The sequence below is a fragment of the Amycolatopsis roodepoortensis genome (assembly GCF_014873915.1).
Classification (GTDB): domain Bacteria; phylum Actinomycetota; class Actinomycetes; order Mycobacteriales; family Pseudonocardiaceae; genus Amycolatopsis; species Amycolatopsis roodepoortensis.
Map to the genome: position 1 here is coordinate 1,307,273 of NZ_JADBEJ010000005.1, position 24,454 is coordinate 1,331,726.

At 68.7% G+C, this 24,454-nt stretch carries 19 protein-coding genes and 1 riboswitch; of the genes, 8 read left to right on the forward strand and 11 right to left on the reverse strand.

Features of this window, described 5'->3' with window-relative positions:
• Positions 1-77: 77 nt before the first annotated feature.
• From H4W30_RS25485 to H4W30_RS25535, 11 genes are all read right to left on the reverse strand, one after another.
• Positions 78-710: a TetR/AcrR family transcriptional regulator gene (locus H4W30_RS25485; protein ID WP_192745165.1), complete on the reverse strand. Its 633-nt coding sequence runs from the start codon at positions 708-710 to the stop codon at positions 78-80.
• Entirely contained in the window at positions 707-1,546 is an 840-nt protein-coding gene (locus H4W30_RS25490; RefSeq protein ID WP_192745166.1) for an SDR family oxidoreductase, read from the reverse strand. Before H4W30_RS25490 ends, H4W30_RS25485 begins: the two co-directional genes overlap by 4 nt.
• A gap of 11 nt (positions 1,547-1,557) precedes the next feature.
• Positions 1,558-2,724 (reverse strand): acyl-CoA dehydrogenase family protein, encoded by a 1,167-nt coding sequence (locus H4W30_RS25495; RefSeq protein WP_192745167.1) that lies wholly within the window; start codon positions 2,722-2,724, stop codon positions 1,558-1,560.
• Complete coding sequence (locus H4W30_RS25500; RefSeq protein ID WP_192745168.1) at positions 2,721-4,673, reverse strand: ATP-binding protein; 1,953 nt, start codon at positions 4,671-4,673, stop codon at positions 2,721-2,723. Before H4W30_RS25500 ends, H4W30_RS25495 begins: the two co-directional genes overlap by 4 nt.
• A gap of 5 nt (positions 4,674-4,678) precedes the next feature.
• Positions 4,679-6,277, reverse strand: coding sequence for an acyl-CoA carboxylase subunit beta (locus H4W30_RS25505; RefSeq protein WP_192745169.1), 1,599 nt, complete (start codon positions 6,275-6,277; stop codon positions 4,679-4,681).
• The gene (locus tag H4W30_RS25510; RefSeq protein ID WP_192745170.1) at positions 6,274-7,422 is read right to left on the reverse strand and encodes an acyl-CoA dehydrogenase family protein; all 1,149 of its coding nucleotides are present in this window, start codon (positions 7,420-7,422) and stop codon (positions 6,274-6,276) included. Before H4W30_RS25510 ends, H4W30_RS25505 begins: the two co-directional genes overlap by 4 nt.
• Positions 7,419-9,116 carry an acyclic terpene utilization AtuA family protein gene (locus H4W30_RS25515; protein WP_192745171.1) on the reverse strand — a complete coding sequence of 566 codons (1,698 nt, stop codon included), beginning with the start codon at positions 9,114-9,116 and terminating at the stop codon, positions 7,419-7,421. The genes H4W30_RS25510 and H4W30_RS25515 overlap by 4 nt, the downstream gene beginning before the upstream one ends.
• Positions 9,113-9,907, reverse strand: coding sequence for a TIGR03084 family metal-binding protein (locus H4W30_RS25520; RefSeq protein ID WP_192745172.1), 795 nt, complete (start codon positions 9,905-9,907; stop codon positions 9,113-9,115). Before H4W30_RS25520 ends, H4W30_RS25515 begins: the two co-directional genes overlap by 4 nt.
• Positions 9,908-9,988: 81 nt before the next feature.
• On the reverse strand, positions 9,989-10,684 hold the full coding sequence (locus H4W30_RS25525; RefSeq protein ID WP_192745173.1) for a TetR/AcrR family transcriptional regulator: 696 nt from the start codon (positions 10,682-10,684) through the stop codon (positions 9,989-9,991).
• A complete protein-coding gene (locus tag H4W30_RS25530) occupies positions 10,668-11,915 on the reverse strand; it encodes an FAD-dependent monooxygenase (RefSeq protein ID WP_225949870.1) in 1,248 nt (415 codons plus the stop codon). The genes H4W30_RS25525 and H4W30_RS25530 overlap by 17 nt, the downstream gene beginning before the upstream one ends.
• A 355-nt stretch (positions 11,916-12,270) precedes the next feature.
• Entirely contained in the window at positions 12,271-13,125 is an 855-nt protein-coding gene (locus tag H4W30_RS25535) for an NAD(P)-dependent oxidoreductase (protein ID WP_192745174.1), read from the reverse strand.
• Between the two features lie 50 nt (positions 13,126-13,175).
• Between H4W30_RS25535 and H4W30_RS25540 the strand changes: the two genes are divergently transcribed.
• The 8 genes from H4W30_RS25540 to H4W30_RS25575 all read left to right on the forward strand — a co-directional run bounded on the left by H4W30_RS25540 (position 13,176) and on the right by H4W30_RS25575 (position 24,349).
• Positions 13,176-13,568 carry a MerR family transcriptional regulator gene (locus tag H4W30_RS25540; RefSeq protein WP_192745175.1) on the forward strand — a complete coding sequence of 131 codons (393 nt, stop codon included), beginning with the start codon at positions 13,176-13,178 and terminating at the stop codon, positions 13,566-13,568.
• Complete coding sequence (locus H4W30_RS25545; RefSeq protein ID WP_192745176.1) at positions 13,565-14,035, forward strand: tetratricopeptide repeat protein; 471 nt, start codon at positions 13,565-13,567, stop codon at positions 14,033-14,035. The genes H4W30_RS25540 and H4W30_RS25545 overlap by 4 nt, the downstream gene beginning before the upstream one ends.
• A 41-nt stretch (positions 14,036-14,076) precedes the next feature.
• On the forward strand, positions 14,077-14,916 hold the full coding sequence (locus tag H4W30_RS25550) for an enoyl-CoA hydratase-related protein (protein WP_192745177.1): 840 nt from the start codon (positions 14,077-14,079) through the stop codon (positions 14,914-14,916).
• Positions 14,913-15,521: an acetoacetate decarboxylase family protein gene (locus tag H4W30_RS25555; protein WP_192745178.1), complete on the forward strand. Its 609-nt coding sequence runs from the start codon at positions 14,913-14,915 to the stop codon at positions 15,519-15,521. Before H4W30_RS25550 ends, H4W30_RS25555 begins: the two co-directional genes overlap by 4 nt.
• A gap of 223 nt (positions 15,522-15,744) precedes the next feature.
• Positions 15,745-18,723 (forward strand): ribonucleoside-diphosphate reductase subunit alpha, encoded by a 2,979-nt coding sequence (locus tag H4W30_RS25560; protein ID WP_192745179.1) that lies wholly within the window; start codon positions 15,745-15,747, stop codon positions 18,721-18,723.
• A gap of 70 nt (positions 18,724-18,793) precedes the next feature.
• Entirely contained in the window at positions 18,794-19,870 is a 1,077-nt protein-coding gene (locus tag H4W30_RS25565) for a ribonucleotide-diphosphate reductase subunit beta (protein ID WP_126731854.1), read from the forward strand.
• A 296-nt stretch (positions 19,871-20,166) separates the two neighbouring features.
• Positions 20,167-20,389, forward strand: a riboswitch (cobalamin riboswitch).
• A 101-nt stretch (positions 20,390-20,490) separates the two neighbouring features.
• On the forward strand, positions 20,491-22,764 hold the full coding sequence (gene metE, locus H4W30_RS25570; protein WP_192745180.1) for a 5-methyltetrahydropteroyltriglutamate--homocysteine S-methyltransferase: 2,274 nt from the start codon (positions 20,491-20,493) through the stop codon (positions 22,762-22,764).
• Between the two features lie 139 nt (positions 22,765-22,903).
• Positions 22,904-24,349: a cytochrome P450 gene (locus H4W30_RS25575; protein ID WP_192745181.1), complete on the forward strand. Its 1,446-nt coding sequence runs from the start codon at positions 22,904-22,906 to the stop codon at positions 24,347-24,349.
• The last annotated feature ends 105 nt before the right edge of the window (positions 24,350-24,454 follow it).

The following is a 24,454-nucleotide window of genomic DNA, read 5'->3' on the forward strand; positions in this document are numbered from 1 at the left end:
CTCTCTCGATCAGCCACCTGAATCAGCAGCACTCACACCGTGTTATCGATCGCTGCTCCATCAGTGTTAACAAGATCTCAGACGTTGTCGGTGGCTTCTTGGTTCCGGGAGATCTTCGCCGACGCCAGCGGCGGCTCCAGGACCCGTGCCCACTGGGCGACGATCTGCTTGCGCCGCTTCGTGTCGTCGGTCAGCAGGTTCGCCAGCCCCAGCCCGCGGGCAAGATCGAGAGTGGCCTGGACCAGCTCACGAACACCCTGGTGGGACTCGTCGACGCCGAGCAGCTCGACGGTCACCCGGTGCGCTTCCCGCCCGACCCGCGCCTCCAGCGGCACCAGGGTCGCGCGCAGCGACTCGTCGGTCGACGCCGCGACCCAGAGGTGGAGCGCGGCGCGGAACAGAGGCCCGCTGTAGAGGTTGAGCACCATGTCGACGGCCCGCTCGATCCGGGACCGCCCCGACGGCAGTTCCGCCGCGCGGGCGCGCAGTTCCACGATCTGGATCTCGCCGACGTGCTCGACCGCCGCCGCGACCAGATCCTCCCTGGTCGGGAAGTGGTGCTGGGCCGCGCCGCGCGAGACACCGGCGCGTTCGGCGATGATCGCGACGGTGGTCCCGTTCCAGCCCAGCTCCCCGATCGTCTCGACGGCGGCCTCGACCAGCCGCCGCCGGGTCGTGCGGCTGCGCTCCTGCTGTGGTTCGCGAATCACGGGGTGCGGCTCTCGACCCAGAAATCGAGCTGCAGGTCTTCCTCCCGCTCGCCGATGCGGTACTTCGAGAAGTCCGTGACCCCTTCGGCTGCGAGCACCTCGTCGTCGAGGTAGAAGTGCCCGGACGCCTCGCGGCTCGGTTTGGTGAGGATCGCGTGCGCCGCGTCCGCCATGATCTCCGGCGTCCGCGACCTGGCCGCCAGTTCCGCGCCGACGACGTTGCGGATCGCCGCGGTGTCGATCGTCGTCCGCGGCCACAGCGAGTTCGCCGCGATCCCGTACTGCCGCAGTTCCGCGGCGAGCCCGACGGTCACCAGGCTCATCGAGTACTTCGCGATGCTGTACGCGAGATGCCCGGCCTGGAACCATTTCTCGTCGAGGCTGATCGGCGGCGACAGCGTCAGGATGTGCGGGTTCTCCGCGACCTTCAGGTACGGGATGGCGAGTTTCGACAGCAGGAACGACCCGCGCGCGTTGACGTCCTGCATCAGGTCGTAACGCTTCATGCTGACCGACTCGGTCGGGGTCAAATCGATCGCGCTCGCGTTGTTGAGCACGATGTCGATCCCGCCGAACTGCTCCGCGGTCCGCGCGATCGCGGCCTCGACCGACGTGTCGTCCCGGACGTCGCCGACGATCGGCAACGCCTGCCCGCCGGCGTCCTCGATCGCCTTGGCCGCGGTGTAGAGCGTGCCCGGCAGCTTCGGATGCGGCTCGGCGGTCTTCGCGAGCAGGGCGATGTTCGCTCCGTCGCGCGCGGCGCGGACCGCGATGGCCTCGCCGATCCCGCGGCTGCCGCCGGAGATGATGATCGTCTTGCCGTGGAGAGTGCTCATGCGTCCGCCTCTCAGTAGGAGCGGGGCAGGCCGAGGCTGTGCTGGCCGACGAAGTTGAGCACCATCTCGCGGCTCACCGGCGCGATCCGGCCCAGCCGGACGGCCGTGACCAGCGTGCCCAGCCCGTATTCGCTGGCCAGCCCGTTGCCGCCGTGGGTCTGCACTGCCTGGTCGACCGCGCGGATCGCGACCTCGGCGGCGGCGTACTTCGCCATGTTCGCCGACTCGCCCGCGCCGAAGTCGTCGCCGGAGTCGTAGAGCGACGCGGCCTTCTGCGTCATCAGTTTGGCCAGTTCCAGCTCGATCTTGATCTCGGCCAGCGGATGCGCGAGCCCCTGGTGGGTGCCGATCGGCGCGCCCCACACCTTGCGCTCGTTGGCGTAGCCGACGGCCTTGCCCAACGCGTAGCGCGCGATGCCGAGCGAGAACGACGCGCCCATGATGCGTTCGGGGTTGAGCCCGGCGAACAGCTGCGCGATCGCCGCGTCCTCCTCGCCGACCAGCGCGTCGGCCGGCAGGTGGACGTCATCGAGGAACAGGCCGAACTGCTTCTCCGGCGAGACGATGTCCATGTCGATCTGCTTGTACTCGAAGCCGGGCGTGTCGGTCGGGACGGTGAACAGCGCGGGCTTGAGCTTGCCGGTCTTGGCGTCCTCGGTGCGGCCGACGACCAGGACGGCGTCCGCCTCGTCGACGCCGGAGATGTAGACCTTCCGTCCACTGAGGACCCAACCGTCGGCGTCCCGCTTCGCGGTGGTGGTGATCTTGTGCGAGTTCGACCCGGCGTCCGGTTCGGTGATCGCGAAGACCATCCGCCTGCTGCCGTCGGCGATGCCCGGCAGCCAGCGCTTCTTCTGCTCGTCGGTGCCGAAGCGCGAGATGACCGTGCCGCAGATCGCCGGCGAGACGACCATGAGCAGCAGCGGGGAGCCCGCCGCGGCGAGTTCTTCGAGCACCGCGGCGAGATCCGCGATACCCGCTCCCCCGCCGCCGTACTCTTCGGGCAGGTTCACGCCGAGGTAGCCCAGCCGTCCGGCTTCGGCCCAGAGTTCCTCGGTCTTGAGCCCGGCGCGCGCCTGCTTGGCGTAGTACTCGTACCCGTACTTTTTGCCGAGTTCGGTGACCGCGGCCCGCAGCGCGACGCGCTCCTCGGGCTCGGTGAAGTTCATCGCGTTCATTCGTCGTCTCCTACCACCGCGAGGATCGTGCCCACTTCGACCTGTTGTCCGACCACCACCGGGAGTTCCGTCACGACGCCGTCGGCCGGCGCCGCGATCCGGTGTTCCATCTTCATCGCTTCGAGCCACAGCAACGGATCGCCGGTCTTGACGGTGTCGCCCGCCTCGACCGCGAGCCGGACGACCGTGCCCGGCATCGGCGCCACCAGCGATCCGGCGGCGAGCGCCGCGTCGGGGTCGGTGTACCGCGGCACCACAGCCAGTTCGACGGAACCGTCCGGCGAATCGACGTACACCGTGTCGCCGTACCGCGCGACGGCGAACTTCCGCCGCACCCCGGAGACCTCCAGGACCACGCCACCGTTCTCGGCGGAAACCAGTTCGACACCCTCGAAACCGTCGGCGCGCAGACCGTCACGGCCGAGGCTGTAGCCGACCTCGATCTCGTCGTCGCCATGACGAAAACGTTTGCGCTGCCCTTGGGACCGGACGTTGCGCCAGCCGCTCGGCAGCCTGCTCTGCACCCGGGCCTCCGAGCGATTCGCGGCCGCACCGGACAACGCCGCCGCGAGCGCTGAAATCCGTACAGTGTCCACAGTGGCCAGTGGGGCCGCCAGGGTTTCGAGCCCGTGCCGGTCGAAGAACGCCGTGTCGGTCTCCCCGGCGAGAAAAGCCTCGTGCCGCAACACGTTCACCAGCAGGTCGCGGTTGGTCACCACGCCGTGGATCTCCGCGCCGGCCAAGGCCCCGGCCAGTGCCCGCGCCGCGCTCCGGCGATCCGGGGCGTACGCGATGACCTTGGCGAGCATCGGGTCGTAGTGCACGCCGACGGTCTGCCCGCTGACGAACCCGGAGTCCAGTCGGACGCCCGGACCGACCTCGAATTCCCGCTGTGCGGCGGATAGCTCGAACCGGTGCAAGGTGCCGCTCTGCGGTTGCCAGCCCGCAGCGGGGTCCTCGGCGTAGAGCCGGACCTCGATCGCGTGACCGGTCGTCTCCGGCTCGTCGATCGGGAGGTGCTCGCCCTCCGCGATCCGCAACTGCAGCGAGACGAGGTCGAGCCCGGTCGTGGCCTCGGTGACCGGATGTTCCACCTGGAGCCGCGTGTTCATCTCCAGGAAGTAGAACCGCCCGTCCGGACCGGCGAGGAACTCGACCGTCCCGGCTCCGACGTAGTCGATCGCCTGCGCGGCCTTGCGCGCGGCGTCGAACAACGCCTCCCGCATGGCTTCGTCGACGAACGGCGACGGCGCTTCCTCGACGACCTTCTGGTGGCGGCGCTGGATCGAGCACTCACGCTCCCCCACCGCCCACACCGTGCCGTGGGTGTCGGCGAGCACCTGGACCTCGATATGCCGCCCGGTCTCCAGGTACCGCTCGCAGAACACGGTCGGGTCGCCGAACGCCGACGCGGCCTCCGCGCTCGCGCCTTCGACGGCCTCGGCGAGTTCGCCGAGCGTGCGCACGACACGCATCCCGCGTCCGCCACCACCGGCGGACGCCTTGACCAGCAACGGAAGGTCGGCTTCAGTGACCTCGGCCGGGTCCAATTCGGACAGGATCGGGACACCGGCTTCGGCCATCATCCGCTTGGACTCGACTTTGGAGCCCATGCTTTCGATGGCTTCCGGCGGTGGGCCGACCCAGGTCAGCCCGGCGTCGATCACGGCGCGGGCGAACGCGGCGTTCTCCGACAGGAAACCGTAGCCGGGGTGGATCGCGTCGGCGCCGGTCTCGACGGCTGCCTTGATCAGCAGTTCGGCACGGAGGTACGTGTCGGCGGGCGCGTTGCCCGGCAGCCGGACGGCGACGTCAGCCTCGGCGGTGTGCGGCGCGTCGGCGTCCGCGTCGGAGAACACCGCGACCGTGCCGATCCCGGCGTCGCGGCAGGTGCGGAACACACGGCGGGCGATCTCACCGCGGTTGGCGACCAGAAGTTTCTCGATCATGCCGCTCACATCCTGAAGACGCCGAAGCCCTCGGCGCCCTTCACTGGTCCATTGTGGATCACGGACAGGCTGAGCCCGAGCACCGTGCGGGTGTCGCGGGGATCGATGATCCCGTCGTCGTAGAGCATCCCGGAGAGGAACATCGGCATCGACTCGGCCTCGATCTGGCCCTCCACCATGGCGCGCATGGCGGCGTCGTGCTCCTCGTTGTACTCCTGCCCGCGCGACGCGGCGGCGGCGCGGGCCACGATGGACAGCACGCCAGCCAGCTGCTGCGGCCCCATGACCGCGGATTTCGCACTGGGCCAGGCGAAGAGGAACCGGGGATCGTAGGCACGGCCGCACATCCCGTAATGCCCGGCACCGTACGACGCGCCCATGAGCACCGACAGATGCGGCACCTTCGAGTTCGACACGGCGTTGATCATCATCGCGCCGTGTTTGATGATGCCGCTCTGCTCGTATTCCTTGCCGACCATGTAGCCGGTGGTGTTGTGCAGGAAGACCAGCGGCGTGTCGATCTGGTTGGCCAGCTGGATGAACTGCGCGGCCTTCTGCGATTCCTCGCCGAACAGCACGCCTTGGGCGTTGGCGAGGATGCCGACCGGGTAGCCGTGGATACTCGCCCAGCCGGTGGCGAGGCTGCTGCCGTACAAGGGTTTGAACTCGTCGAAGTCCGAACCGTCGGCGACCCTGGCGATCACCTCGCGCGGGTCGAACGGCACCTTGAGGTCGGTGGGCACGATGCCGAGCAGATCTTCCACGGAATACAGGGGCTCGGCGTAGTCCGGTTTCGGCGTCGGCCCCTGTTTGGTCCAGTTGAGCCGTTTGACAATACTGCGGCCGAGCCGGATCGCGTCCTCTTCGTCCGCCGCGAGGTAGTCGGCGAGCCCCGAGGTCCTGGCGTGCATCTCGGCGCCGCCGAGCGATTCGTCGTCGGACTCTTCGCCGGTCGCCATCTTGACCAGCGGCGGGCCGCCGAGGAAGACCTTCGCTCGTTCCTTGACCATCACGACGTAGTCCGACATGCCGGGCAGGTACGCGCCGCCCGCGGTCGAGTTGCCGAACACCAGCGCGATCGTGGGCACCTTCGCCGCCGAAGACCGTGTGAGGTCACGGAAGATCCGGCCGCCGGGGATGAAGATCTCCTTCTGCGTCGGCAGATCCGCCCCGCCGGACTCGACGAGGTTGATCACCGGCAGGCGGTTCTGCGCGGCGATGTCCGCGGCGCGGTAGCTCTTCTTGGCCGTCCACGGGTTGCTCGCCCCGCCTTTGACCGTCGGATCGCTGGCGGAGATCATGCACTCGACGCCTTCGACGACGCCGATGCCGGTGATCACGCTGGCGCCGACCTGGTAATCCGAACCCCAGGCCGCCAGCGGCGACAGCTCCAAGAACGGCGAATCCTCGTCGAGGAGGAGCTCGATCCGCTCGCGGGCGAGCAGCTTGCCGCGTTTGCGGTGCCGGGCGACGTACTTCTCGCCGCCACCCGCGATCGCCTTCGCGTGCTCGCCGTCGATCTCGGCCAGCTTGCCGAGCATGGACTCGCGGTTGGTGGCGAACTCCTCGCTCCGCGTGTCCACAGTGGACCTGATCGTGCTCATGCGGTGTATCCCAATCGCTTCGCGGCCAAGCCGGTGAGGATCTCGTTGGTCCCGCCGCCGATGCCGAGGATGCGCACGTCACGGTAGTGACGCTCCACTTCGGACTCGCGCATGTAGCCGAGTCCGCCGTGCAGCTGCACGGCCTCGTTGACCACCCATTCGGCGGTCTCGACGGCGGTGTTCTTCGCGAAACAGGCTTCGGCGATGACCTCTTCGCCCGCGACGTGCCGCTGGGCGACCTGCCGGGTGTAGGTCCGGGCGACGTCGATCTTCCGGACCATCTCGGTGAGCTTGTGCTGCACCAGCTGGCGGGAGATCAGCGGACGGCCGAAGGTCTCGCGCAGGCGGCACCAGTCCAAGGTCAGGTCGAGTGCCCGCTGCGCGTGCGCGTAGCCCTGCACGGCCAGCGAGACCCGCTCGGTGACGAACTGCGTGGCGACCTGTGCGAAGCCGCTGTTCTCGGCGCCGATCAGGTTTTCGGCGGGCACACGGACGTCCACATAGGACAGCTCGGCGGTGTCCGAGCAGAGCCAGCCCATCTTCTCCAGCTTGCGGGAGACGGTGAAGCCCGGCGTACCGCGTTCGACCACGATGAGCGAGATCCCGTGGGCGCCGGCCTCGCCGGTGCGGACCACGGTGGTCACGAAGTCGGCGCGGCAGCCCGAGGTGATGAAGGTCTTGGCGCCGTTGATGACGTACTCGTCGCCCTCGCGCACCGCCGTGGTGCGGATCCCGGCGACGTCGGAGCCGCCGTCGGGTTCGGTGACCGCGAGCGAGCCGATCTTGTGGCCCTCCAGGGTCGGCCGGACCCAGCGTTCGATCTGCACCGGATCGCCGGCCGCCGCGATATGCGGGACGGCGATACCGCAGGTGAACAGCGAGGCGAACAGCCCGCCGGAGCCGCCCGCGTAGTGCAGTTCCTCGGCGATGACCACCGCGTCGAGGTAGTCGCCGCCTCCGCCGCCGACCTCTTCGGGGAAGCCGACACCGAGCAGCCCGAGCTCCCCGGCCTTGCGGTGCAGTTCGCGGGGCAGTTCGCCCTCGCGTTCCCAGTCTTCGAGGTGGGGAAGGATCTCGGTTTCGGCGAACCGCCGCACGGTCTTGCGCAGTTCGGCGCGTTCCGGCGTGGAGAAGGGGTCGGTCACAGGAGGGCCTCCGGGATGTCGATCTCGCGGGAGCGCAGCCATTCCCCGAGCGCCTTCGCCTGCGGGTCGAACCGCGCCTGCGACGCGACGCCCTCGCCGAGGATGCCTTCGACGACGAAGTTGATCGCCCGCAGGTTCGGCAGGAGATGCCGCCGGACCTCGAGGTCCGCGGTCTCCGGGAGCAGCAGTTTGAACTCGGTGACGGTGAGCCGGTGCGCGAGCCAGCGCCACGCCTCGTCGGAACGCGCCCAGACGCCGACGTTCGCGTTGCCGCCCTTGTCGCCGCTGCGCGCGCCGGCCACCTTGCCGAGCGGTGCGCGACGGACCTGCGCCTGGGTGAACGGCGCGGGCAGCCGATCTTCGTCCACATCGGATAGTGGCAGCGTTTCGGCGGCGGGCGCGATGTCGCGGCGCGTTCCGTCCGGCAGGACGGCCACGTGCGGCACCTCGTGCGCGTCGACGAAGGCGGGCCGGTACACGCCGTAGGGCGAAGCGGCCGCGGGCGGCGCGGTGACGTGGAACCCGGGATAGCTCGCCAGCGCAAGCTCGATGGCCGCGCCGCTGAACGCGCGCCCGGCGACCTCCGGATCGGCGTCCTTCACCGCGACGTGCAGCAGCGCGCTCGCCTGCTGCTCGGTCTCGGCGTCGGGATGATCGGTGCGGGCCAAGGTCCACTGGACGTCCGCCGGCGGCTTGGCCTTGAGCGCGCCTTCGAGTTGTTCCTTGACCAGCGCGGCTTTCGCCTCGATGTCCAGTCCGGTGAGGACGAACGTCGTCTCGTTGCGGAAACCGCCGAGTCCGTTCAGGCAGACCTTCAGGGTCGGAGGCGGCGGTTCTCCGGTGACGCCGCTGATCCGGACGCGGTCCGGGCCGTCTTCGGTGAGCGTCAGCGTGTCGAACCGCGCCGTGACGTCCGGCCCGGCGTACCGGGCGCCGGTGATCTCGTAGAGCAGTTGTGCGGTAACGGTTCCGGTGTTCACCACACCGCCGGTGCCGGGGTGTTTGGTGATCACGCTGGAGCCGTCGGCGGAGATCTCGGCGATCGGGAACCCCGGGACGCCGATCTCGTGTTCGGTGAAGAAGGCGTAGTTTCCGCCGGTGGCCTGCGTGCCGCATTCGATCACGTGCCCGGCCGCGACCGCGCCCGCCAGCGCGTCGTAGTCGTCGCGCGCCCAGCCGAAGTGCGCGGCGGCCGGGCCGACGATCACCGAGGCGTCGGTGACACGCCCGGTCACCACGATGTCGGCGCCCGCGTTCAGGCATTCCGCGATGCCCCACGCGCCGAGGTAGGCGTTCGCGGTCAGGGTCTTACCAAAGCCGAGCTCTTCCGCGCGCTGGATGAGGTCGTCGCCCTCGACGTGCGCGATCGCTATGTCGACACCGAGTTTCGCGGCGAGTTCGCGGAGCGCGTCCGCGAGCCCGGCGGGGTTGAGCCCACCGGCGTTGGCGACGATCTTGACACCCTTTTCCTTGGCCAGCGCGAGATTCTGTTCCATCTGGCGCAGGAAGGTCTTGGCGTACCCGCGGTTCGGGTCCTTCATCCGGTCGCGGCCGAGGATGAGCATGGTCAGCTCGGCCAGGTAGTCGCCGGTCAGCACGTCGAGCGGGCCGCCGGCGAGCATCTCGTGGACCGCGGAGAACCGGTCGCCGTAGAACCCGGACGCGTTGCCGATCCTGATCGGGGCCGGGGTCACGCGAACTGCCCCGGCTTCCGTCCGGCGCCGGGAGGCCCGGCGAAGGCCTGCGCGATCCCGAGCCATTCCTCGACGTCCTTGCCCGTGGCGACCAGGTCGGTGTCGGCGGGGTGACGGCGCTGGGTGATCACGAGACAGAAGTCGACCGCGCTCCCGGTGAGCCGCTGCGCGGCGTCCTCGGGTCCGAACGCCCAGGTGGTGCCGTCGGGCGCGGTCAGCTCGACACGGAACTCTTCAGTGGGCGGCGCGAGCGAGTTGAGTTTGTAGGCGAAGTCGCGGGTGCGGGTCCCGAACCGGGCGATATGCCAGATCCTGGCCGTGTTCTCCCGTGCGAGGCCCAGTGCGTCGTAGATGTCCTGACCGTGCGCCCAGGTCTCCATCAAACGCGCCGTCACCATCGACGCGGCGCTCATCGGCGGGCCGTACCAAGGGATCTTCTGCCCGTCGGGCACCGCGGCGAGTGCTTCAGCGAGTTCCGCGCGGCCGGCGCGCCACTCCGCCAGCAGCTCGCGGGGCGGCGTCTTCGCGCCCTCCGCCGCGCCGTCGTCGACGTAGGACTCGCCCGTCGCGAGGAGCCCTTCGATCTCTGCCTGCCACTCGGCCTCGGATCCGCGCGCCGCGATCAGCGCTTTCTTGTCCGTCCAGGCCAGATGAGCGATCTGATGGGCGATCGTCCAGCCTTCGGCCGGGGTCTTCCTCGCCCAGTCCGACGCGGGCAGCTCCGCCACCACGTCGTCGATGGCCTGCGATTCCGCCGCGAGATCCCCAAGGATCACGCCAAGGTCAGCCATGCCCGCCTCCTCGCGTCCTCCCCAGGCTGGCACCCCGCGATGGAAAAATCAAGCACGCCTGATTGTTTTGCGGAGACGAGGTCAGCCGGAGATGATGCCCAGCGCGACGGAACGTCCGCCCTCCAGCGCGCGAATGCCCTCGTCCGCCGCCAGCTTCACCTGCTCCGGCGTGGCGCGCTCGGGGCCGAGAAGCGCGGTGATGGACGCGGCGAACACCCGCGCGGGATCGTCGACCGGCAGCCTGCCCTTGAGCGAAGGGGCCGACGTCAGGAAACCCGCGAGGAGGGCCTGCAACGCGAAGGCCTGATCGGCCACGGCCCAATCGGTCCTGGCGAGGTCGTGCCGCCGCCAGATGGGCAGGATGTGATGCAGGAACGCGCCCGCGCCCAGCGTTTCGAGCAGGGTCGCCGACCGGGGGTCGTCGGCGAGGACGCCGAGCAGGACGTCGTCGCCGGTCTGCAGCGCGTTGACGTACGGATGCCGGGCCGCGACCTCCAGCATGTTCGGGCCGAGGCGCGACGGCCGGGCCAGCTCGGGGTCCGCGGTGACCGCCGCGACGACCTCGTCGGCGAGCGCGATGAAATCGCGGCTGATCAGGCCGAGCAGCAGGTCTTCCTTGGTCTTCCAGTACAGGTAGACGGTGCCCTTGCCGACGTGGGCCTTGGTGGCGACCTCCGCGATGGTGACGCCCTTGCTGCCCCGGCCCAGGAGCAGTTCGCCCGCCGCCGCCAGGATGCGTGCCGCCTTGGGCGAGCCGTGTTCAGGCAGTTCCGCCAACTGTGGTCCTCTCCGGTATCGCGCCGACGATATCCGCATTCTTGTACAGCGCGATCTCGTCGAGCCGCATGATGCGGTCGGTCAGGCGTTTGCCGAGTTTGAAGCGGCTCAGCATCGGAACCGCGCGCCGGAGCAGAAGCTGCGCCCGGTTGTCCACGACGAAGATCTTCCGGTCGGCGAACGCGCCGTCCTGGTAGTGGTCGACGTAAGGCCGCAGTGCTCGTTCCCAGGCGGAGAGGGCGGCGCCGAGATCACCGGGGTGCCGCTCCAGCATGCCGCCGAGCAGATCGGCCCCGGTGAGCCCGGACGAGACACCCATGCCGGCGTAGAGCGTGACGCACCAGGCGGCGTCACCCATCAGGACCACACGTCCCTTGTGCCAACGGTCCAGGCGCACCTGCTCGACGGAGTCGAACAGGACGTCATCGGCGGACTCCAACGCGCCGACGACGTCACCGAGCACGTTTCCCAGCGGCCGCGGGCCGAACGCCGCCCGCACTCGTTCCGCGGGTGGCCGGGTGAACTCGGCGTCGACGTCGTCGGTGCGGTAGGTCAGCATGATCGTCGGGTCGTGGTCGGAGAACGCGAAGACCCACATCGAGCGGTCCGGTTCGAGCAGCGTGGCGCCCTGGCCGGGGGCGAGACCGGCGGGCGTGCCGGTGTACTGGAAGGCCGCGACCATGTAGCCCATCCGCCGCAAGTACTTCTCGTGCGGCCCGAACACCAGCGACCGCACCGTGGATCGCAGCCCGTCCGCGCCGACGACGAGGTCGAAGCGTTCGGTCGTCGCGGTGTTCGACGTGGTGTCGAGCAAGGTGACGTCGACACCGTCGGCGTCCTGCTCGATGGCGGTGGGGACGGTCGAGTACCGGATCTCCACATCGTCAGGGAGAACGGCGAAGGCGGCCTGCTCGACGTCACTCCGCAGCATCATCCAGGGCTTGCCGGGCAGGTCGGCGTACGACATCCCCGGACGGCTCGAGCCGTCACGGGCGAGGTCGAGGCCCTGCGCCAGCGAGGCCCGGTCGTGGATGGCGCCGGCCATGCCGAGCCTCCTCGCGGCGGCCTGGCCCGCCCCGAACAGCGCGACGAAGTACCCGCCGGACCGCCTTTCCGGCGCCTTCTCGATCAGCACCGGCCGCCAGCCGGCCCTGCGCAATCGGGCCGCCGTCGCGATCCCGCTGACACCCATTCCGACGACGAGTACCCGTCCCGCTTCGCTCTCGGTCATACTTCCGAACATACTGACCAAAATGTTCAGTTGGTCAGTATGTTGTCCGCGTCACAGCCGTGTCGTCCGCTCAATCACGCGTGTCGTCCTTCCAGTCCCGCGTGTCGTCCGTCTGATCACAGCTGCCGTCCGCCCAGTCACGTGAAGCCCCGGCGGGCGGGCACGCCGCTCGTGTCGCGCCCAACCACCTGGGCAAGCCGCGGGCGTTGCGAAAGCCACTTTCGCAACGTTGAAGGTTGCGAAAGTGGCTTTCGCAACGCGCCACCTTCACAGCCCCCGCCCCCACAGGCCCGGACAGACGGCTCGCGTGATCAGACAGCCGGCACGCGTGCCCCGGAAGCACTTAAGGCACGCTCTACTCCCCCGCCCGCTCGAATTCCCGGATCAGCACCGGGTACTGCTCCCCGCCGTGCCCGGCGGCGATCGCGCGGTCGGCCATCGCCTTGATCAGCTTCGGCAGTTCGGCGTTCACGCCCAGCGCCTCGCTCTCCTCGACCATGTGCGCCATCGCCCGCGCGTCGGTCTCCAGCGCCGACACCTCCGCTGGGAAGGAATCCTTGTCGATCTGTTCCGCGTAGCCGGGCAGCCAGTCCGCCACCCCAGCGGCGATCTGCCGCGCGAAGGGCGCGTACGTCGCGGCGTCGACGCCGGCCGTCTTGAGCATCGCGGTTCCCTGGAGCCACGCGTTCAGGACGCTCCACATCATCGTCAGCCCGGCGACGTCGTACAGGGAAGCCAGCCCGGGGTCCTCGCCGAGGTAGCTGATCGTGCCGAGCGCGCCGAGCTCGAAGTCCGGCCGCGGCCCGCTCAGCAGGATCACCGCCTCGGCGGTCCCGATCGCCGACGGGATGGCCATGATCGCGCCGTCCACGTACCGGGCGCCCTGCTTTTCGGCCCAGGCGGCGGTTTCCCGCGCCTGAGCGGAGTCACCCGAGGTGAGGTTGACCAGTGTCGTGCCCGCCAAGCCAGCGTCGCCGAGCAGTTCGCGCACGGCGGAATAGTCGGTGAGGCACAGGATCGTCACGGCGCCGAGCGCGTCGCCGATCGTCGGCGCGAGCCGCGCACCTTCGGCCACCAGGGAGTCCGCCTTGGCGGCCGTGCGGTTCCACACGGTCGTGGGATGCCCGGCCTTCAGGAACGCGCGGGCGAGCGCGGTGCCCATGAGACCGAGGCCGACGACGGAAATCGGGGTGTTCGCGTTGTCTGTCATGGCACGATCGTCAACGTTGATACCGGTATGAAGGTCAAGTGGGGAAAGCGATGAAGATCGGTGAACTGAGTCACCGGACGGGCGTCAACGCCCACCAGCTGCGCTACTACGAAGCACAAGGCCTTTTGGAGGCGAGCCGCGGTTCGAACGGCTATCGCGAGTACGACGAGACGGCTTTGCTGCGGGTGAAGCAGATCCGCCATCTGCTCGCCGCCGGGCTGTCGTCCGAAGACATCGCGTACCTGCTCCCCTGCGCTATCGGCGAGGAACCCGAGCTCATCGGCTGCCCCGAGCTGCTGGCCGCGATGCGCGAGCGGCTCGGCCGCCTGGACGAGCAGCTGGCCAAGCTGACCCGGTCGCGCGACGCGCTGGCCGAGTACATCGTCGTGGCCGAGCGTGTCGGCGGCGACGCCTACCCGCCCTTCGACGGCGCCGTCGCGTGAACGAGGCGATCCGGCTGCGGGAGCAGGGCACCGACGAGGCACGCCGGCGGTTGATCGAATTGGCCGAGGGGAATCCACGGGACGCCGTGATCGCCTACCAAACCGCGTGGGCGCACGATTCTGCCGGGCTGGAAGCCGAAGCGGCCCCGTTCTACGAACAGGCGCTCGCCGGCGAAGGTCTGTCCACAGAGGACAGGCACGGCGTGTTCGTCGGGCTCGGCAGCACTTATCGCGTCCTCGGCCGGTACGACGAGTCGCTCGCGACGTTGCGGCGCGGCCTCGGCGAGTTCCCGGACGACGCGGCGCTCAGGACGTTCCTCGCGATGGCGCTCTACAACGTCGGCGAGGCGCGCGAGGCGGCGGGAACCCTGCTGAAGGTGCTCGCCGCGACCAGCACGGACGACGGGGTCCGGCGATACCGGCGGGCGGTCGAGTACTACGCCGACCATCTGGACGACGTCGAATGAGTCTTGTTGACACCTTGTCAACGTAGCCTTACTTTCACGTCATGAGCGCGTACGCCGAAATCACCTACGAGGTCGCCGACCGCATCGCGACGGTCACGCTCAACCGGCCAGAGGCCCGCAACGGCTACACCATCCGCATGGCCGACGAACTCGGCGACGCGATGGACCGGGCCGACCGCGACGAGGACGTCCGCGTGGTGATCCTGACCGGCAACGGCAAGGATTTCTCGGTGGGCGCCGACCTTTCGCAGGGCGGTTTCGACTTCGACCCCGAGTCCGGGCCCGACGCGGCATGGCAGGAGCCGGCGGGACGCTGCTCGAAACGGATCTTCACGATGAACAAGCCGGTGATCGCGGCCCTGCGGGGCGCGGCCGTCGGCGGCGGCGTCACGATCACGCTGTCCTGCGACTACCGGCTGGCATCCACGGACTCCCGGTTCGGTTTCGTGTTCGTCCGCCGCGGGATCTACCCCGAAGGCGCGTCCGCGTGGTTCCTGCCGCGGCTCGTCGGCATGGGCACGGCACTCGACTGGATGATCAGCGGGCGCGTCTTCGGCGCCGAGGAAGCGAAAACCGCCGGGCTGGTCCACAGTGTTCACGAGCCCGAAGAAGTGCTCGGCAAGGCACGCGAACTGGCCATCGAGATCGCCACGACCACGTCGCCGGTGTCGGTCGCGGTGACGCGGCAGCTGTTGTACCGGATGGCGAGCGCGGAGTCGCCGTTCCCCGTGCACGAACTGGACTCCAAGCTGATCGGCGGCCTGGGCTCCAGCCCGGACGCGATCGAGGGGGTCATGTCCTTCCTGCAGAAACGACCACCGGAGTTCTCCATGCGCGTCGACACCGACCAGCCCGCCTACCTGCCGTGGCGGAACTCGTGACCGCCTATCCCCCGGAGCCGTGGAACCTGGCGGGTCAGGCGTACCTGTCGATCTGGCGTGTCCCGGTGAGCGAACTGCCCGAACTGCCCGGCGGTGTCGAGCCGGTGACCGTGGGCGGCCGCGCCCAGGTGTTCACCGCGTGGATCGACTACCAGGAGCCAGGGCAGCTCCAGTACCACGAGCTGCTGGCGACCGTCGCGGTCCGCGGCCGGCGCCTCTCCAGCTCCATCACCGACATCTGGGTCGACAGCGAGGTCTCGCTCGCCGGCGGGCGGGCGCTGTGGGGCATCCCCAAGGATCTCGCCGCGCTCGATTTCACGCATGGGCGGACCTTCACAGCCTCGGCGGCCACCCACGAAGACTGGATCGCGACGGCGGCCTTCACGCCCCGCCCGAGTCTCCCGGTGCGGATGCCGGCGGCCTTCGACGTCGTCCAGATGCTGGACGGCCGTCTCAAAAGGAGCCCCGTCCGGGCGACGGCACGTCCGCGCCCGGCGGCCGCGGACTGGCGGATCAACGAGTCCGGCCCGTTCGGCTTCCTCGCCGGTCAGCGGCCCGCGCTGAGCGCGTGCCTGCACGATTTCAAGATCGTCTTCGGCGGCTGACCAGCCGCTCAGCGTGATCGTCTAACCCGCCAGGGTGAGCCGACGACACGCCACCCATTGGGGCACGTGCAGCCTCCGACCCCTACATGTAGTCTCTGGGAACCGGCACCGCCCAGCGACGGGGAGACCGCTCGGGAGCGGTGGTCGGACAGCTTTGTGAACGTGCAGCGCACGGCCTTGTGAGGCCTTGTGGTGCTTCAACGCGCCCTTTTTGGAGTGACGCATGTCAGTCGATACCGGTCAGCGGCCACCTTCGTCTTCGGACACCACGCCCGCGACCGTGCGGGTCATCCGGCGGGACGGCAGCGTGTCCCCCTTCGACGCGAACAAGATCTCGGTCGCCGTGACCAAGGCCTTCCTCGCCGTCGAGGGCGGTGACGCGGCCGCCTCGTCGCGGATCCACCACCTGGTCAAGGAATTGACCGAGCAGATCGAGACCACCCTGCTCCGCCACGCCGGTCCCGAGACCGCGCTGCACATCGAGCAGATCCAGGACATCGTCGAACTCGCGCTGATGCGCGGCGAGCACCACAAGGTCGCCCGCGCGTACGTCCTGTACCGCGACGAGCGCGCGAAGGCCCGCGAGGCCGAGAAGCCCGCTTCGTCCGACGTCGCCATCAGCGTCAAGGCCGCCGACGGCTCGCTCCGCCCGCTCGACTGGGCCCGCGTCTCGCACGTCGTCGGCGAGGCCGTCGCCGGTCTCGAAGACGTTTCGGCCGAGCCGGTGCTGGCCGAGACCAAGCGCAACGTCTACGACGGCATCAGCGCCGACGAACTCGCCCTCGCCCAGATCATGGCCGCGCGCGTGCTCGTCGAGCAGGAGCCGAACTACTCCTACGTCAGTGCCCGGCTGCTCGCGGACAAGCTCCGCGGCGAGGCGCTCAGCTACCTCGCCGGTGTGCCGCAGCAGGCCAGCCAGGACGAGATGACCGCGCGGTACCCGCAGTACTTCCGCGACTACCTCAAGCGCGCCATCGAGCTGGAGCTGGTCAACCCCGAGCTGCAGACCTTCGACCTGGACAAGATCACCGCGGCCATCCACGCCGAGCGTGACCTCGACTTCGGCTTCCTCGGCCTGCAGACCCTGTACGACCGGTACTTCCAGCACCACGACGGCGTCCGTTTCGAGCTGCCGCAGGCGTTCTTCATGCGCGTCGCGATGGGCCTGGCGATCCGCGAGGATGACAGGGAATCTCGTGCGATTGAATTTTATGAGCTGCTCTCGACGTTCCACTTCATGGCGTCCACCCCGACGTTGTTCAACTCGGGCACCACGCGCCCGCAGCTGTCGTCCTGCTTCCTGACCACCGTGGACGACGACCTGGACTCGATCTTCCAGGCGTACAAGAACAACGCGCTGCTGGCGAAGTACTCGGGCGGCCTCGGCAACGACTGGACCCCGGTCCGCGGCCTCGGCGCGCACATCAAGGGCACCAACGGCCAGTCGCAGGGTGTCGTGCCGTTCCTCAAGATCGCCAACGACACCGCGGTCGCGGTGAACCAGGGCGGCAAGCGCAAGGGCGCGGCCTGCGCGTACCTCGAGACCTGGCACGTGGACATCGAGGAATTCCTCGACCTGCGCAAGAACACCGGTGACGACCGTCGTCGCACGCACGACATGAACACCGCGAACTGGGTGCCGGACGAGTTCCTGCGCCGCGTCGAGGCCGACGCGCAGTGGACGCTGTTCTCGCCGAACGAGACGCCGGACCTGCACGACCTCTACGGCAACGCGTTCGCCGAGCGCTACCGCGAGTACGAGGCCGCCGCCGAGCGTGGCGAGCTGAAGGTGTTCCGCAAGGTCCGCGCGGTCGACCTGTGGCGCCGCATGCTGACCATGCTGTTCGAGACCGGCCACCCGTGGATCACCTTCAAGGACCCGTGCAACCTGCGTTCGCCGCAGCAGCACGTGGGTGTCGTGCACTCGTCCAACCTGTGCACCGAGATCACCCTGAACACCACCACCGACGAGGTCGCGGTCTGCAACCTCGGCTCGGTGAACCTGCTCAAGCACGTCACCCCCGAAGGCCTCGACACGAAGCGCCTCGAGAAGACCGTGCGCACGGCCGTCCGCATGCTCGACAACGTGATCGACATCAACTTCTACACGATCCCGGAGGCGCGCCGCTCCAACCTGCGTCACCGCCCGATCGGGCTGGGCCTGATGGGCTTCCAGGACGCGCTGTTCGAGATCGGTGTCCCGCTGTCCTCGGACGAGGCCGTCCAGTTCGCGGACACCAGCATGGAGCACATCAGCTACTACGCGATCTCGGCGTCGACCGACCTCGCCGAGGAACGCGGCCAGTACCAGACGTTCGAGGGTTCCTTGTGGAGCAAGGGAATCCTGCCGATCGACTCGATGCAGCTCCTGATCGACGCGCGACAGGGCGACGCGCTCGACGTCGACACCTCGTCCACTTTGGACTGGGCACCGCTGCGCGAGCGGGTCAAGACCGTCGGTATGCGCAACTCCAACGTGATGGCGATCGCGCCGACCGCGACGATCTCCAACATCTGCGGGGTCGGGCAGTCGATCGAGCCGTTGTTCCAGAACCTGTTCGTCAAGTCGAACATGTCCGGTGACTTCACCGTGGTGAACCCGCACCTGGTCCGCTCGCTCAAGGAGCGCGGGCTGTGGGACGAGGTCATGGTGTCGGACCTGAAGTACTTCGACGGCAGCCTCGGCCAGATCGACCGCGTGCCGGACGACCTGAAGGCGCTGTACGCGACCGCGTTCGAGATCGAGTCCAAGTGGCTGGTGGACGCCGGTTCGCGGCGCCAGAAGTGGATCGACCAGGCACAGTCGCTGAACCTGTACATCGCGGCGCCCAGCGGCCGCAAGCTCGACGAGCTGTACCGCTACGCCTGGCACAAGGGCCTCAAGACCACGTACTACCTGCGGGCGCGGTCCGCGACGCACGTGGAAAAGAGCACCCTGCGCGGCACCGACGGCAAGCTGAACGCGGTCTCGGCCACCCCTGCCCCGGCCACGCCCAAGCCCGCCGCCGCTCCGGCTCCCGCCGCTTCGCCCGCCCCGTCGGCTTCCGCTTCGGTCTCGCCGTCGCCCGCCGCCGCGGTCCCGGCCGTCCCGGTGACCGCCCCGGAGCCGAAGGAGATGCCGCAGGTCTCGGACGTCGACTTCGTCGCCACCGACGGCGCCGCCTGCCGGATCGACGACCCCGACTGCGAAGCCTGCCAGTAAAAACATCCTCGTGAGTGGTAAGGGCGGTTCTAACCGTCCTTACCACTCACGACGCCCTCTTGGAGCTTTGATGACCACCTTTGACGCCTCCGCCGACGCCACCGGCCTCGGTGAGATCGAAGTCGGCGCCGCCCGTATCAACGTCGACGACAAGCGGATGATCAACGCCCGCGCCGACGTCAACCAGCTGCTGCCGATGAAGTACACCTGGGCGTGGGAGAAGTACCTCGCCGGCTGCAACAACCACTGGATGCCGACCGAGGTCGCCATGCAGGCCGACATCGCGCTGTGGAAGTCGCCCGACGGCCTCACCGAGGACGAGCGCACCATGCTCAAGCGCAACCTCGGCTTCTTCGCCACCGCGGAATCGCTGGTGGCCAACAACATCGTGCTCGCGGTGTACCGGCAGATCACCAACCCCGAATGCCGCCAGTACCTGCTGCGCCAGGCGTTCGAGGAGGCCGTGCACACGCACACCTTCCAGTACATCTGCGAGAGCCTCGGCCTGGTCGAGGGCGAGCTGTTCAACATGTACCGCGAGGTCCCGTCCATCTCGGACAAGGACGCGTGGGCGCTGAAGTACACGCAGAACCTGGAGAACCCGGACTTCGAGACCGGCACCCCGGAAGCCGACCAGGCCTTCCTGCGCGACCTCGTCGCGTTCTACGTGATCTTCGAGGGCATGTGGTTCTACACCGGCTTCGCGCAGATCCTCTCGCTCGGCCGCCGGAACAAGATGGTCGGCATCGCCGAGCAGTACCAGTACATCCTGCGCGACGAGTCGATCCACCTGAACTTCGGCATCGACTGCATCAACCAGATCAAGATCGAGAACCCGCACCTGTGGACCGAGGAGTTCCAGGCCGAGGTCCGCACCATGCTGACCGAGGCGTGCGAGCTCGAGGTCGCCTACGCCCGTGACACCATGCCGCGCGGCATGCTCGGGCTCTCGGCCGAGCTGATCGAGCAGTACATGCACTTCATCACCGACCGGCGGGCGCAGCAGATCGGTCTCGCGCCGATCTTCGGCGAGACCGAGAACCCGTTCCCGTGGATGTCGGAGGCGATGGACCTCAAGAAGGAGAAGAACTTCTTCGAGACCCGCGTCATCGAGTACCAGTCGGGCGGCGCCCTCGACTGGGACTGACCCCCGCACGCAACTCGCGTGCTCGAATACGCCACTCGCGTGATCAGACGCGTAACTCGCGTGATTGAGCGGCGAACTCACGTGATCAGACGGACGACACGCCGGGCGGCCTCCGCCCGGCGTGTTGCGTTTCCAGACACGCGAGTTACGCCCCCGATCACGCGAGTTACGCCCCTGATCACGCGAGTTACGCCCCTGATCACGCGAGTTCGCCGTTCAATCACGCGTGTCGTCCGTCTGATCACGCGTGGCGTCCGGTTCGTCACATGTCCAGCGGGCCACTAGCGCGCCTCGGTACGCTCCGGGGTGCTACTGGTTCGCCCGGCCTCCCCGGCCGGTCGAGGTAACAGGGAACCCGGTGCGAATCCGGGACTGCCCCGCAGCGGTATGTGGGAACGAAAGCCGTCACCGTGCGAGACACGGTAAAGCACTGGGACATGGCGCCCCGGGAAGCGACGGCCGGTAGGCGCGAGCGAGTCGCCCACGAGTCCGAAGACCTGCCTGTGGTACGCGCGCCGACGGCGTGCGTGAGTCCGGGCCTCGTGGGATGGGCGCGACCGAATGGCGGTCACTCCTGCGCGCGCTCCGGGCTCTCACGACAAGCTCGCGAGGAGAGAGCTGTGACCGAAATCGGCACGACAGTGCTGGGCTACCCCCGGATCGGACCGGACCGGGAACTCAAGCGTTCACTCGAACGCTATTGGGCAGGCAAGATCGACGAGGCCGAACTGCTGGCCACCGGCCGTGCGCTGCGCACCCGGGCCTGGCGGGAACTCAAGGCCGCGGGACTGGATTCCGTCCCCTGCAACACCTTCTCCCACTACGACCAGGTGCTCGACACCGCCGAGCTGTTCGGCGCGCTGCCGGAGCGCTTCACCACGCTCGGCCTCTCGCCGCTCGACACCTACTTCGCCGCCGCGCGCGGGGTGCAGGACGCGCCGGCGATGGAGATGACGAAGTGGTTCGACACGAACTACCACTACATCGTCCCCGAACTCGGCCCGGGCACGACGTTCTCGCTCGACGGCACCAAGCCGCTCGACGAATACCGTGAAGCCCGCGCGGTCGGCGTCGAAACTCGGCCGGTGCTGGTGGGCCCAGTGACGTTCCTGCTGCTCGCGAAGCCGTCGGAGACCGCTCCGGAGGGCTTCCGCCCGCTGGATCTGCTCGACGGCCTCCTCGACGGCTACGTCGAACTACTGCGTCGCCTGTACGACGAAGGCGTCGAATGGGTCCAGTTCGACGAGCCCGCCTTCGCGGCCGACCGCACCGAGCGGGAGCTCAACGCGCTCATCCGCGCCTATCACCGGCTCGCGAAGGAGACCGCGCGGCCCAAGATCCTGGTCGCCGGGTACTTCGGCGGTCTCGGTCGCGGTTTGGGTGTGCTCGCCCGCTCCCCGATCGACGCGATCGCCGTCGACCTCGTCACCGACGAGTCCTTTGTAGACGCCGTCGCCGCCGAGCCCGCCCTGCGGGACAAGGAGGTTCTCGCCGGTGTCGTGGACGGGCGCAACGTCTGGCGCACGGATCCGGCCCGCGCGCTCAGCCGGGCGGCGACCCTGCTGGGCACCGCGCGGTCGGTCAGCGTGTCGACGTCCTGCTCGCTCCTGCACGTGCCCTACGACGTCGAACGGGAGGACGGGCTCCATCCGCGCCTGAAGGGCTGGCTCGCCTTCGCCAAGCAGAAGGTCGACGAGGTCGTCCTGCTCGGACGAGCGCTGACGGAAGAAGGGGTCGACCTCGCCGCCGCCCGTGCCGCGGCCGCGGATCGCGCGGCGGCGGCCGATCTCGCCGACTCCGGAGTGCGCGCCCGGCTGGAGGCACTGCGGCCGGAAGACACGGTCCGCTCCCCCTACGTTCGGCGCGCGGCGGCACAGCAGGCCGCGCTGGAACTGCCACCGTTGCCGAGCACCACGATCGGCTCGTTCCCGCAGACCACCGAGGTCCGCAAAGCGCGGGCGGCGCACAAGGCGGGTTCGCTGGACGACGCGGGCTACGAGGCCGCGATGAAGGCCGAGATCCAGCGCGTCATCCGGCTGCAGGAAGACCTCGGCCTGGACGTTCTGGTGCACGGCGAGCCCGAACGCAACGACATGGTGCAGTACTTCGCCGAGCGGCTGGCGGGCTTCGCGGCCACCGACTTCGGCTGGGTGCAGTCCTACGGTTCGCGCTGCGTCCGGCCACCGATCCTGTACGGCGACGTCTCGCGTCCGGAGCCGATGACCGTCGAGTGGGCGCGCTACGCGCAGAGCCTGACCGGCAAACCCGTCAAGGGCATGCTGACCGGTCCGGTGACGATCCTGGCGTGGTCGTTCGTCCGCGACGACCAGCCGCTCGGCGAGACCGCCCGCCAGGTGGCGCTGGCCATCCGCGACGAGGTGCACGACCTCCAGGCGGCGGGCATCCGCGTCATCCAGGTGGATGAGCCGGCCCTGCGGGAACTGCTCCCCCTGCGCGCCGCGGCGCATGAGGCGTACTTCGCGTGGGCCGTTTCGTCGTTCCGCCTCGCGACGTCCGGGATCGACGACGCGACGCAGATCCACACGCATATGTGCTACTCGGAATTCGGCGACGTGGTCAAGGCGATCGACGCGCTCGACGCCGACGTCACCAGCATCGAGGCCGCGCGGTCGAAGATGGAGGTCGTCACCGACCTCGGCGCGGCAGGCTTCGGCCGCGGCGTCGGGCCGGGCGTCTACGACATCCACTCGCCGCGCGTCCCCGGCGTCGACGAGGTCAGCGGGCTCCTGCGGACCGCGGTCGGTGCCGTGCCCGCCGAGCGGATCTGGGTCAACCCGGACTGCGGCCTGAAGACCCGCGCCTACGCCGAGGTCGAGCCGGCCCTGCGGAACCTCGTCGCGGCCGCCCGCACGGTCCGCGCCGAACTCGCCTGACCGGCCCGTGAAGGCCTCCTTCCCTACCCTCAAGGCAGTGAAGGAGGCCTTCACGGAACTTCCATCGAGGTATTGTCAGGACGTCAACAAGGGTGCGATGGTGGAGCGGTAACCGATCTCAGCGGGGAGATGGTCACCCATGGCGAACGCCGTCGAAAAGGTCACCGGGGCGCTGCGCGAGCGGGTTCCGCCGCTCACCTCGATCCCCCTGCCACGTTCGGTCGACCAGCGCTGGCTCGGCGCGACGTGGCCGGTCCGCGAACTCGCGCCCGCTCCTCCCGGCCTCAAACCGGTCCTCGGCGACGAGGGCCCGCCGGTCATCGGCCACGCGCTGGACTTCATGCGCTTCGGCATCGAGTTCGGCCTGAAACGCTACGAGACCTACGGACCGGTGTCGTGGATGGGCGCGTTCGGGCGCCGCATCGTCGCGCTCACCGGCCCGGAGGCCACCCAGATCGCGTTGGTGAACAAGGACAAGGCCTTCTCCCAGGAGGGCTGGAAGTTCTTCATCGAGCAGTTCTTCGACCGCGGCCTGATGCTGCTCGACTTCGGCGAGCACCATCTGCACCGCCGGATCATGCAGGCGGCGTTCACCCGGCAGCGGCTCACCGGTTACGTCGACCAGATGGGACCGGCCCTGCGCGAGGGCGTCGCCACGTGGGCGGACCGGCCGAACCCGCGGATCTACTGGTCCCTCAAGCAACTCACGCTCGACGTCGCGACGCGTGTGTTCATGGGCATGCGATCCGGCGACGACGCGGCCTCGATCAACCGCGCGTTCGTGAACTCCGTGCGCGCCGGCACGGCCATCGTGCGCTTCCCCGTTCCCGGCGGCCGCTGGGCGGCGGGCCTGCACGGCCGCAAGGTCCTCGAACGCTACTTCTCGGCGAACCTGCCCGCGAAACGGGCGGGCGACGGCGACGACCTCTTCACCGCGTTGTGCCACGCCACCACCGAAGACGGTGACCGCTTCACCGACGCCGACGTCGTCAACCACATGATCTTCCTGATGATGGCCGCGCACGACACGTCGACGATCACCAGCGCCGCCGCCGTCTACCACCTCGCCAAGAACCCCGAGTGGCAGGAACGCGCGCGCCAGGAATCCCTCTCGCTCGGCGACGACGTGCCGGACATCGAGGCGCTGGAGACCCTGACGACGCTTGACCTGGTGATCAAGGAAGCCCTGCGGCTCGTGGCCCCGGTTCCTTCCCTCACCAGGAAAACCGTGAAGGACACCGAGGTCCTCGGGCATTTCATTCCCGAAGGGACACTCGTCGGGGTTTCCCCCACCGTCAACCATTTCTCGCCGGAGCACTGGACCGACCCGATGCGTTTCGACCCGGACCGCTTCGGCGAGGCACGCCGCGAGGACAAGTCGCACCGCTACGCGTGGATGCCGTTCGGCGGCGGCGCGCACAAGTGCATCGGCCTGCATTTCGGGACGTTCGAGGTGAAGGCACTGCTGCACGAGATGCTGCGGGCGTATCGGTGGTCGGTGCCGGAGGACTACACCGCACGCTGGGATTACGTGTCCCTGCCGGTTCCGGCGGACGGCCTGCCGATCCGCTTGCGGTCTCGATGAAGCCACACCACGATCGAGTACTCTTGGTAACTTCCGGTCACCACTCGTGTAGCAGCGATCACCCTTTCAGCCGGTAGACACCCCGGATCGCGCATGATGCCGTGG